Origin of the sequence: Cytophaga aurantiaca DSM 3654 (genome assembly GCF_000379725.1) — a bacterium.
Classification (GTDB): Bacteria; Bacteroidota; Bacteroidia; order Cytophagales; family Cytophagaceae; genus Cytophaga; species Cytophaga aurantiaca.
The window spans coordinates 40,803-52,866 of the sequence record NZ_KB903665.1 but is presented as its reverse complement, the minus strand read 5'-3'; the positions used below and the strand labels follow the sequence as shown (position 1 = coordinate 52,866).

Genomic DNA, 12,064 nt, shown 5'->3' with positions numbered 1-12,064 from the left:
AAGGTAAAAGTGGTCTTTTCATACGTGTTAAATTTATAGTTCCCTTTTATTTTTGGGCAGGTTTAGCACCGTTCTTTTAAGTCGGTTGCTATAGGATCATTGAGCCTGCTCTCTTCCCTATTCTGTATAAATGTTGCGCTGTTTAGCACTAACTGAATGTAAAGATAGCCATAATTTTTAATAATACAGGTATCTCTATCGATTTAATAGAGATTAATCATAAACAATTGATTTACTGATAAATAAAATTAATAAAGATATCCACAGAATGAATTTTGAAGATTATGTTACTGAATATGTATACTCTAATTAAGGTGTATTTTAAAAGGACAAATAAATCAAAGTAAAGTAAAATTAAAGCGTTAATTTTACTTTCGAATAAAGAAAATGATGATCGAGATAGGAAAAAACAATGTGCTAAGAGCACTTCGGATGACAAGCGTTGGTATGTATTTAGGCAACGCTGAAGGCGAAGAAGTTTTATTGCCAAATAAATATGTACCGGAAGATTTTAACGTGGATGATGACATTGATGTATTTATATACAAAGATTCAGAAGACCGGATCATTGCAACAAATCTTGAACCTAAAATAAAACTAAATGAGTTTGCGTGTTTGATGTGTAAAGATGTAAACACTGTAGGTGCATTTTTAGATTGGGGCTTAGAAAAAGATCTGCTTGTTCCCTATCGCGAGCAAGGTAAAAAGATGGAAGCAGGAAAACGCTATCCTGTCTATTTGTATTTAGATGAACGTACCGGCAGACTGGCTGCGTCCAGCAAGATAGAGAGCTTCATAGAAAAAGAACATGTAAAACTTGAAGTTGGAGAAAAAGTAAATTTATTAATTTGTTATACAAGTGATCTTGGTGTAAATGTGATCATCAACAATACGTACAAAGGAATCATCTATCACAACGATCTCTTTACACATATTTCTATTGGCGATAAAGTTGAAGGCTATATTAAAAACATTCGTGAAGAAGGTAAGATTGATGTTACACTTCAGAAGCTTGGCTATGGTCAGGTAGAAGATTCTTCAGAAAAGATATTAACGAAATTAAAAGCTGCGAACGGTGTGTTAAAGCTTACCGATAAAAGCGATTCAGAAGAGATCATGTTCCGTTTACAGATGAGTAAAAAGAATTTTAAAAAAGCGATCGGTGGTTTATACAAACAGGGCTTGATCCGTTTGGAAGAAGATGGAATTTATTTGGTTTAATGATCTTAAAATAAATTTATAGATTAAAAAATCCCGGTTACTAATATAGTACCGGGATTTTTCATGAAACATTTTTTACGTATTGTAAGAACAAAAAACAGGATGTATGATTTTGCTCTTGTCTTAATTATTCAGGATGAAGAAATTTTTATGGGAATGTCCCCCCAACATTGTAAAATTATTTTTAGATGGTATTTTAAACAATAAACATATTTTATTTGGTATTCTTTTCTTAATTGTATTTTATCCGACTTGGCTTTTCCAAAAGTACAGCTTAAAAATCATAAAACGATAATTAATAATTCCATTTATAGAACCTATATAGATCCTATTATCACAATATTTATCACAAAGAGTATTGAACCGGAATCGCAGGTATTCAATACAAACCAGTTACGCATCAGCAATCTAAACAATACGGGTTTTGATGTAAACAAAAGTGTAGTATTAAAGAAGCAGTACTAAGCACTTTTTAATTAAAAATAAAATAGAAAGTCCTCTTTGATTTAAATATCAAAGAGGACTTTTTTGTTTGTTATTGTATGAATCCGGATTTGTCGGATTGAATTACATCAAAATTCCTTTATGAGCAACCATTTTGGCAGGCATAACTTCATCCCCTCCCAACATTTCTTTCAGATCAATTTCAATCGTATTGCAGATTGAAGTCATAGGCGTATCAAACGGAGTGTTGTCAAACGGCGTAGCATATACATGGCCATTTAAATAAATAATATGAAATACCCACCCAATAGCTACAGTGATCGGCAGTAGTATCCAGGTTGTTGCAGCTTTATCAACACCGGATAGTAAACTAAAAGGCAATAGTGTAATAAAGAAATATAAGAACACTTTTGAGAAGAAATGATAGGTTGGTAAAAAAGGTGTCTTTTTGATCCGTTCAGCTTGTCCCTGATAAGTATAAAAATTACTCAATGTTTGATCAAGTTGAATGAACATAAATTCATTCAGTAATTTTCGATCGTACATTTTACGTATATCTTCCGCTTGATTTTTGATCAACTGGGTTGCTACATTATTTGCACCTCTAACCGTATTGTATTCTTCTTCGGATAAAAATGGACTTAATACAGCGGTAAATTTTTCAGCATTTTGTTCTTCTCTTAATTGCATTCTCAATGCATTAATAAAAGCCAAATGTCTGTAAATAATTTTTCTTCTTATTTCTTTTGTAGCATGATGATGATGATCGTCTTCGAATTGAATAAACGAGATCACCTGTTTGGAAAATGATCTGCTGTCGTTCACAATGCTTCCCCAGATCTTTCGTGCTTCCCACCAACGGTCGTAAGCCTGACTGTTCGAGAAACCCAACAAAATAGATAATGCCGTACCCAAAACCGCAGTAATAGAAACCGGAACGCCCCAATCGATATAATAGTTTGTTACTTTAAGAATAACGGCAAAAAAAACAATGGTTAATGAATATATGAGATTGTACTTAGAAACTTCAAATATTTCATTGGGAACAAACCTGAATTTAACAATCATAAAAGGTCTAGAGATTTATTTTACTTCATTGAAGTTAGTACAATATTCAGTCAATCACAATACTTTATGCATCTGCTCTCTTATATAAAAATTTCCGAACGATCTTTTTATACAGAGATGGGATGAATTTTCTGGAATAAAAAAAAGTATGCGCAGATAAAGGGAATCGTACAAACTCTTTCTTCTTATGAAGATTTTTTAAAATGATGTTAGCTGCATCCAGACTCGTCAAAGCAGAACTTGAAACAATTTTACTGGCGGATGAAATAATCGCTGGATCTCCTTTACTGTGCTGCATAATAGAAGATTGAAAAAATGTTGGTGTTACACAGGTAACACTAATATCTGTATCACACAGTTCATGATTTAATGTTTCAGATAAAGATATTAAAGCTGCCTTTGTTACATTATACGGACTCATTCTAGGAAGATTTGCGATACCCGCCATACTTGCCATATTTACAATCAATCCCGAATTTGCTTTGTGCATGTATGGTAACACAAAATGCGTAGCATCAATAACTGCTTTGAGATTTATATCAATGATCCAGTCCCAGTTTTTAAGAGCATAATCTTTAAACAGCGTCCCTTCTCCCACTCCGGCATTATTAAACAGAAGATCAATTCCATTCTGTTGATTACAAAATGCGTCAATGATCTGTTGCAAGGAAGCCCTATTGGTAACATCAATCTCTGAAATAAATAACAATGCTGATTGTTGCTTTTCAAGTGCCTGAACATGTATATCCAAAGCAGCAACGCACCATCCATCATTCAACAGCAGCTTCGTTAGCTCTAAACCCAGACCACTGCCCGCGCCAGTTATCAGAGCACGTTTCAGGGGATATTGTTTTGACAGCTCACGATAATTAACAGCCTTCATTATTATTACTTTAAGTGTAAACAAAAAAGCAGCCTTTGTAGGTTACAAAGGCTGCTTTTTTATATAATATTTTTATTAATTAGAATTTCCAGGCTAAACCTGCACGTACTGGATTAATAGCCCAACCTACTTCAGCATACACAGCCATACTTGAAGCAAAATAATATCTAAAGCCACCAAATGCACCTGTTTCAAAACCAGTATAGTTGTTTTTTGAATTATTCGAACCATTACCGTTGTAATCGGTAAATTCACTCTTTGCACCGCTGATTCTTAGACCAACAATTGCACCTGCATACAAGTCAAATTTAGGATCCAATCCAATCAAACGGTTAAAGTGATATTCACCTTTACCCAATATAAATGTATTTGATTGATTATACTTGTTGTATGAAGCTTTGCTTCCATTGCCATTATAGTGAGTACTTTCTTCGTGATAAGAATTAAACGCTAATTCACCACCAATAGTAATATCTTCCCAAAACGCTTTTTGCAAAGAAACAGAAAAGGTAGGTATCCCTCCGTTGCTACTCGTACTCCCATTATTGTTATAAGAATTCTGGCTGTAATAACCACTACCAAAACCAACTCCAATATCAAATATCAAATCACCTTCATTGGTTGCTGCATCTTGTCCAGCATTTTTTGTTCCTTGGGCAAATGCAGTACTACCAGCAAATAATGAGCATACAATAGCCACAGAAGTAAATATTTTTTTCATTTTTTTCTTAACGATTAAGGTTAGAGATTTTAAATTAGCCAAACGTTTCATTATATGCAAATGTATAAACTGTTCCGACTTTTTTTTCCGCTGATATTGATGCAACTCCCTCTATTTTAAGCCTTGTTTAGCACTTTCCGGAATTTTCTTGTTTTCCACAATTGTTGTCGATCTTACTATTAAGGAGGAATGTATCCTAACTGAAACAACGAAACGGCATTAGAATAGAACTCAAAATTCACATTGAAAAATTATTATTTATTCTAATACAAACAAAAAAGCATTCCTTGTATCATGTACAAGGAATGCTTTTTTGTTTGTATTAGAATAACATACTTATAATCTCCAAACCAAGCCTGTGCGCAAATTCGTTGCCACCCAGCCCACTTCTGCAAATACGCCCATACTGTTGCTCCAATAAAAACGGAAACCACCGAATGGCCCTGCAGTGGGTCCTATATTCGTATATGTTCTATCCGGATAATCGTTTCTCCAGCTGCCAGACTGTCCTTGTGTTCCCCAGCCTTCATACACCTCACTTTGTTTTTCTGTGCTGATTCGAACACCTGCAACCAGACCAGCATATAAATCAAATTTTCTATCCCAACCAATTAAACGGTTGAAATGAAATTCTCCACGTCCTAATAAAAAACTATTTGTTTGAAAAAATTTTGAATGCTGATAGTAGTCATCGTTTTGATGATAATCGCGTTCTGCACCAAACGTATTAAAAGCAATTTGTCCACCTATTGTAATATCTGCCCATACTGCTTTTTGTAACGTTAAAGATAATGTAGGAATTTGAATCTGATTTGTATAACCGGAGTTCCAATGATTGCCATAACCGTTACCATCACTGTAATTATAATAATCGAAACCATCATAAGCACCTCCGCCAAAGCCAACCCCGATATCAAAAAGTACATCGCCTTCATTTGTGCCGGCATCCTGACCGGCATTTTTATTTAATTGGGCAAATGCTGTACTGCCGGTTAATAGTGAGCATACAACAACGATGCTCGTAAATAATCTTTTCATGTTCATTAAGTTTAAGATTTGCAAAACGATTTGTTTCTATGCAAATGTATAAACTGCCTGAACGATGTTCTTATAGAAAATTGTCTAATCGTTACAATCTTCCCATTTAGCTGTTTACTTTTTTATTTCTTCTTTTTCTTCTTTGGAATGGGCTTTTTATTTGCTTCTGCGTCTGCTTCTTTTAAAAGAGCCTTCCAGTTATCATTGACATCTTCTGTCAAATCAAGCGTAGCATCATATTCTTTGCCTCCAATTTCAATCACATTGATTTCTTTTCCTAAAAATTCTTCTACTTCATCCAGTACTGGCTTTTCTTCCATGCTGCAAAATGAAATTGCAATTCCTTTAGAAACACCTCTACCAGTTCTTCCTACTCTGTGCACATAGTTTTCAGCAACTTCAGGCATATCGTAATTGACCACATATTCAACACCGGGAATATCAATCCCTCTAGCACTGATATCTGTTGCTATTAAAACTTTTACATCTCCCTTTCGGAACGTATCCATCGCAAGTTCGCGTGCTTCCTGTTCTTTACCACCATGCATGGTAACAGATTTAATACCTACACGTTCCATTGCAGCCTGCACTCTGTCTGCACGAACCTGTGTCCGAACAAACACAATTACTTTACTTTCCGGATGCTCTTTCAATAATCGTTCTAAGAAAAACCGTTTATCGTCCATACCAATAAAAGCAACTGAATGCGTAATATTTTTTGATACACGATCTTTAGGTGCGATCTGAATACGGATCGGATTTTTCACCAAGGAATACGCCAGCTTCTTGATCTCTTCATTAATGGTTGCAGAGAAAAATAAGGTCTGATGTTTTGAAGGTAAAAATTTCTTCACATCCTGAATGTCTTTGATGAAACCAAGATCAAGCATGTGATCGGCTTCATCTAAAACCAGTATTTTAACCTTTGTGATTTTGATATGTTTCTGATAGATGAGATCGAACATTCGTCCGGGTGTTGCAACCAATATGTCAAAACCATAATCTGCCGCTTTGATCTGTGCCTCCTGATCTACGCCTCCAGTAATACATACCGTGCGCAAACGTGTATGCTCTCCAATCTTTTTAAATACGTCTGAGATCTGAATAGCAAGTTCCCGTGTAGGTGCCATTACCAGACAAGATATATCGGTGTGTTCAGACTTCTGAACGTTAATTAATTTATTCAATACAGGAATAACAAAGGCTGCTGTTTTACCTGTACCTGTTTGTGCAATAGCCAATACATCTTCCCCATCTAAAATAGGTGGTATCGATTTAAACTGTATATCAGTAGGACGATTAAAGCCAGCTTCTGCCAAGCTTTTCTTGATTGCCGGAGCAAGATCGTAATTTTCAAATTTCATTGCTGTAAAGGTACGGAAAAACAATCAGATATTGGACTAAACATCAATCTCTGTCCGTACTCGATATTTACAGTTAGCGCAGCGCTCTAAGGATATATGTCCTACCCCTTTGTACAAATAAAATACTCAATGAAATTATAAACATTTGAGGCCTAATGATAAAAAAATAAAAAATCATTCATAAACGCCTAAATTAGGAATGTAACAATAATCTTTACCCTTTTTATCAGTAAATCTTATAACTTCTAAGTTATCATAAATGTCATTAATATTTATTTTTTCACCTGTAAGGATATTAATTACAGAATAATATCCATTCTTTGATTTTCTATTAATGTACGATACGATCAAAATATTTTTAAAAAAAAGTAAGTTAGAAAATTGTATTCCATTTTGATCCTTTCTTAAAAAAGTATACGTTTTAAATAAATTTGTTTTACTAACGTCATAAATATCTAATCGAAATTCAGTATTAGGAGAATCAAATTTGGCATAATATAAATATGGCATACTTACATACAATTGTCTATCCTTTTGACAAATTGGGATCTTCCATAAATACTCCCCTTCTTCAACATCAAATCTATAGAACGTGTCGCATGGACATGAGGACTGGGGTGAATTATAATCTGTATGATACAACAGTCCAATTGAATCATTATAATAATCAATAGTAAATGACTTTGAAATACCAGCATTTTTATAAATCAAATCAGAAGAATCTAAATTTCTAATTTTCATATTTTGAAGATCCAGAATTGACAAATAATAATCATGATACCAATTTTGATCCTTCTGATTAATATTTCTAGTAAAAGAATAGTTGCTTTTAAAAAATAAATTACCCTTGTATGGATAAATTATATCATCACTATTGCCTACCCCTCCTATAAACTGATTTGAATCCGAATCAAGTGAAAAGCCACCATGCGGAAAAAAAATATACTTATGAGTTTTTAAATTAAATATATGATTTCCATCGTCCTCAGATACAACAACGGATTCCCCAATTATTAATAAATTTAAAACAACAAAAATATCCCTTTTAAAAGGATATTTTGACAGGTGTTTTGTTGTTCTATTATAAATGTAAATTAAATTTTTGGGTCCCCTAGATCTATCATGAAATACTAAATAATCATTATTAAAATCAAAAACTGCACCTTCAGGTACTAAGCTATAAAAAAGATCTCCTTTATCTTTTAAAAAAAGAGAATCTGTAAGGTATGCATAAGAATAGGAGTATCTTTCAACTAAAGAATTATAATTTTTATCAACCTTAGATATTTCATCCTTATTCAAAAATACCTTTAATCCGAACTTCTTTAAAACGATATCTAGCGAATCGAGATTATTAGTTAGTTTAACTTCTCTATCTTTATTAACACAAGAAAAAAAGAAAAATAACAAAATAAAGAAGTGAATAATATTTAAATTTATTTTCATCGTGAACAGTTATTATTTTACTCTTTTAATACATTCCAATTGCAACAATTAGGTAATTTATTGACGTGACCTTATAAGATTTTATTTAAAAATCATTTATTAGAAAACACTTATAGTTGAATGTAGTAAATATTTCATAAAACATGTAAGGAAATAAAAATTGAACCTATTCAGAAGTTACTGTATTCGATGAATAATTAAACATTCAACATTGCATTCCCCCACCTTTTTTCGTTACTTGAGCCTGCGTTACTTTTCAAATTATGTGGTCAGAATTCTTTCGTACAAAAAATCCCAATGAACTTCATACTGAAGTTACTGCATTAAAAAGAACGCTTACTTTCAAAGATCTTACGGCGCTGGGCATAGCAGCGGTAATTGGTGCGGGCATCTTTGGTACCATTGGACAAGCTGCCTACGACGGAGGACCGGGCATTATATTTCTCTTCATCATTACTTCTGTTGGCTGTTTGTTTTCGGCTTTTTGTTATGCAGAATTTGCATCCTCTACTCCTATTTCAGGAAGCGCTTATACCTATGCCTATATCAGTTTTGGTGAATTGATCGCCTGGATCATTGGCTGGGATCTGTTTATGGAATATGCGGTGGGAAATATGGCCGTTGCTATTTCCTGGTCGGATTATTTCACCGCATTTTTAAAAGGATTGCATATTGAATTCCCCTTGTGGTTAAGTATGGATTTTTTTACAGCCATCCAACAGGAATCCACCATTGCACAGCAAGCATATGATCAAGCTCCCAAACTATTTGGCTATCCGATCATATTCGATTTTCCGGCGATTTTAATTACAGTACTCATTACCATCCTTGTCTATATCGGTATACAGGAATCCAAACGCACCAATAACGTATTGGTGATTTTTAAAATCGTAGTGCTTCTTTTATTTATTGTTGTAGGTTTTACTACTGTGAATACAACAAACTGGTCGCCGTTTATTCCCAATGGTTGGTCGGGAATTTTCAAAGGAACTGCAGCTGTATTCTTCGCCTATATTGGTTTCGATGCGATATCTACAACCACAGAAGAATGCGTGAATCCCAAACGAGACCTGCCACGCGCAATTTTCTCTTCATTATTGATCTCTACCATCATCTACATTGCAATTGCTTTGGTTATTACGGGAATGGTTTCCTATCACGATTTAAATGTTGGCGATCCACTCGCCTATGCACTTGAGAAAACAGGTTTGCATAAATTTGCCGGCCTACTTTCATTCAGTGCTATTGTATCCATGACAGGTGTATTGCTTGTATTTCAAATTGGACAACCACGCATATGGATGAATATGAGTCGCGATGGCTTATTGCCGAAGGTACTTTCCAGGATTCATCCGATATACAAAACACCTTCTGTAGCTACCATATTAACAGGCGTCAGCATCATTTTACCTTTGTTGTTTCTTGATCTAAAAGAAGTAGTTGATCTAACAAGTATTGGCACCTTGTTTGCGTTTTTAATTGTATGTGCAGGTATCTGGCTGAAAAAAGATCGCACAAAAACAGAATCTTTTACTGTGCCTTTTATCAATGGCCAATATTTATTGCCATTGATCATGATTCCCATTTTATATTTATATCTACATACCATCTTGGAAGAACGTATATTTTCATGGGCACAACTTCCGCTTTATGCATGCATCTTTGCAATGATCCTGGCAATCCTGTATGGAAGTATCAAAAAACTTTCTTTAATTCCCGGTATTGGGGTTTGCCTGAATTTATTGCTGTTATCCACTATGCACCACGAAAACTGGATCCGTTTTGTGGTGTGGCTTATTATAGGTCTGGTGGTGTATTTAGGGTATGGAAGAAAGCATTCTGTTTTAGGTCAAAAGCTGAAGGCTTAAAGAGAAATGATGTTCGTTATGAAATCTGAATTTATTTCATAACGAACATCCTATTTTTATTCTTTTTTGTATTAAATTCACCTCGAAAATATTTTATACTACTTTTTAAACCACCCAATTAAAATGAAAAAATTATTTTATCTAATGCTTTTATCCTTTTGTATGACATTTATTACTTCATGCAAAAAAAACACAGATACACCTGCTCCTACAAACAATAACGGAACAACAAACATCTCAACCGAGTTAAATAAGAAATGGTCTACAAGCGCTGCTACATCAAGAATATCAACGGATGCCGCAGCAAGCGATTTTGCATCTTTTGAATTTAATGCAGCCGGAAATTATTATATCATCAAAGCAGATAAATCTCTGCTATCCGGAACGTTCACACTGAATACGGCAGATAGTATTGTTACTTTATTTAACGGCAGCTCTACAACAAGTCAATACGGCACGCTAAAGATTAATAGTATCTCAGCAACACAATTTATTTTCAAATTAACATTAAATGCGACTGTCACTCCAATTGCTATCAGCACTACCGCTGTTACTACTTCTGTTGGGGGTTCTTCAAGCAATTCTGTTAATACAACAGCTAAATTAGCAAAAGCATGGAAAATGGATAGTCTTAGACAAGGCTCCACGACTACTGCTATCCCGAATACAATGTATGCACATTTTGTACTTACTGAGGGTGGGACATATTGGACTGAAACATATAATGGACCTGGTACAACCGTCGCGATAGTTAGCGGTCAATGGAAATGGTCTGACAATACAAATACCAAAATATGTGGCAGCTCAACGGATGTAGCACCGGATTGTTCTGGAGATCCAAGTACGATTAGTTTTACGGCCAATGGCAATTTGATTATGAGCAATACCCCTACCGGACAAGCAACAAAAACATACTACTTCAGTATATTAACACAATAATCAAACTCTGCTGAATAAAAAATCCCTTATAAAGTTGATTGCTTTATAAGGGATTTTTTATTGCCTCATTTATTTAATCGTTGCTATAATTAACATATCATATAGGTACACATAAAAAAATGAGCAGATAATCGACACGAAATTCCCCAGTAAATAAAAATCATTATACAAAGATTCTTTCTTTTTATCCCCTTCCGAATCCCGTTTTAAACGCGTTGCCAATTTCAACGTACCAAACAATGTTAATGCATGCGGATAGCCATTGATCAAGGAAATCATAAGGAACATCCGTTCCAGACTTCCTTTAGCTAAAGACTTGTAATCTACCTTACCTATAACCCGCATCGACTTGGGAGTGATTAAATAATAAAAAAATCCCAAGGCTGCTTCAACCATACAAATCGAAAGTAAAAAATAAAATACGTTCATGTTGATTATTTTTTAATGCTAAGCTCAATAATGTTTTTTATGGAATTATACGATTCAATATTTAATGTCTTTTCACGTTTCCATAACTGAGACCGTGTTTTATGTACCGCTTCCGAAACCAATTTATAATCTTTTAATGTGATGAAATTAGAAACTACTTCATAATCTTTTTCAATATCCCATTTATCAATTATATTTTCAAGAATTATAAATGCGTTCATCAGCATCTCCTGCAACACTTTATTTTCAATCGAAATTAAAAACCGATGCCTTGTGCTTTTATACTCAGAGAGTTTTTCTCTGGCTTCTGTTAAGCCTGTACCCAGCATACCGTAAGCTACCTCTTTGTTTATAGGTGTTTCGATATTTCCCTGATTCAATACATATCGTAACTGAAAATTCTTCTTTCTATGAATTTTCAATTCTTCTAAATAAAGTATAATATCTATAGATGAAGGTAAGTCTTTCAAAACACATTGAAATTCATCTCCTAATGTAATGGTCAACGGCGATAATACACCATGTACATAAGTGCTATTTACCTCGTCAACAAGTTCTTTAAAATCTTTCATAAGCTGCTTGGAGTCCTTTTTCCCACTCTCAATAATATCAGCCATCAAAATATAATGTTTCATTTTTATTG

At 34.1% G+C, this 12,064-nt stretch carries 11 protein-coding genes and 1 riboswitch; of the genes, 3 read left to right on the top strand and 8 right to left on the bottom strand.

All coding sequences use genetic code 11. The features are described from left to right. Positions 1 to 30 precede the first annotated feature (30 nt). Positions 31 to 133, bottom strand: a riboswitch (SAM riboswitch). A gap of 254 nt (positions 134 to 387) precedes the next feature. After that, positions 388 to 1,221, top strand: coding sequence for a CvfB family protein (locus tag A3EE_RS0118375; RefSeq protein WP_018344909.1), 834 nt, complete (start codon positions 388 to 390; stop codon positions 1,219 to 1,221). A 567-nt stretch (positions 1,222 to 1,788) separates the two neighbouring features. On the opposite strand, the gene A3EE_RS0118365 is transcribed toward A3EE_RS0118375, so the two are convergent. The 6 genes from A3EE_RS0118365 to A3EE_RS0118340 all read right to left on the bottom strand — a co-directional run bounded on the left by A3EE_RS0118365 (position 1,789) and on the right by A3EE_RS0118340 (position 8,185). Further along, complete coding sequence (locus tag A3EE_RS0118365; protein ID WP_018344906.1) at positions 1,789 to 2,733, bottom strand: bestrophin family protein; 945 nt, start codon at positions 2,731 to 2,733, stop codon at positions 1,789 to 1,791. 64 nt (positions 2,734 to 2,797) lie between these two features. Further along, positions 2,798 to 3,616, bottom strand: a complete 819-nt coding sequence (locus A3EE_RS20950) for an SDR family NAD(P)-dependent oxidoreductase (RefSeq protein ID WP_018344905.1) — start codon at positions 3,614 to 3,616, stop codon at positions 2,798 to 2,800. 79 nt (positions 3,617 to 3,695) lie between these two features. Continuing rightward, entirely contained in the window at positions 3,696 to 4,337 is a 642-nt protein-coding gene (locus A3EE_RS0118355) for a hypothetical protein (protein WP_157447108.1), read from the bottom strand. 336 nt (positions 4,338 to 4,673) lie between these two features. Next, positions 4,674 to 5,375, bottom strand: coding sequence for a hypothetical protein (locus A3EE_RS0118350; RefSeq protein WP_157447107.1), 702 nt, complete (start codon positions 5,373 to 5,375; stop codon positions 4,674 to 4,676). A 122-nt stretch (positions 5,376 to 5,497) separates the two neighbouring features. Further along, positions 5,498 to 6,739 carry a DEAD/DEAH box helicase gene (locus A3EE_RS0118345; RefSeq protein ID WP_018344902.1) on the bottom strand — a complete coding sequence of 414 codons (1,242 nt, stop codon included), beginning with the start codon at positions 6,737 to 6,739 and terminating at the stop codon, positions 5,498 to 5,500. Positions 6,740 to 6,913: 174 nt separating this feature from the next. After that, the gene (locus A3EE_RS0118340) at positions 6,914 to 8,185 is read right to left on the bottom strand and encodes a hypothetical protein (RefSeq protein WP_018344901.1); all 1,272 of its coding nucleotides are present in this window, start codon (positions 8,183 to 8,185) and stop codon (positions 6,914 to 6,916) included. Between the two features lie 263 nt (positions 8,186 to 8,448). On the opposite strand from A3EE_RS0118340, the gene A3EE_RS0118335 reads away from it, so the two are divergent. After that, positions 8,449 to 10,053 carry an amino acid permease gene (locus tag A3EE_RS0118335; RefSeq protein WP_018344900.1) on the top strand — a complete coding sequence of 535 codons (1,605 nt, stop codon included), beginning with the start codon at positions 8,449 to 8,451 and terminating at the stop codon, positions 10,051 to 10,053. Positions 10,054 to 10,176: 123 nt separating this feature from the next. Next, entirely contained in the window at positions 10,177 to 10,992 is an 816-nt protein-coding gene (locus tag A3EE_RS0118330) for a hypothetical protein (RefSeq protein ID WP_157447106.1), read from the top strand. Positions 10,993 to 11,061: 69 nt separating this feature from the next. Here A3EE_RS0118330 and A3EE_RS0118325 read toward each other — a convergent pair whose 3' ends face one another. Next, on the bottom strand, positions 11,062 to 11,421 hold the full coding sequence (locus tag A3EE_RS0118325) for a hypothetical protein (protein WP_157447105.1): 360 nt from the start codon (positions 11,419 to 11,421) through the stop codon (positions 11,062 to 11,064). A gap of 5 nt (positions 11,422 to 11,426) precedes the next feature. Next, a complete protein-coding gene (locus A3EE_RS0118320; RefSeq protein ID WP_018344897.1) occupies positions 11,427 to 12,056 on the bottom strand; it encodes a SatD family protein in 630 nt (209 codons plus the stop codon). Positions 12,057 to 12,064: the final 8 nt, after the last annotated feature.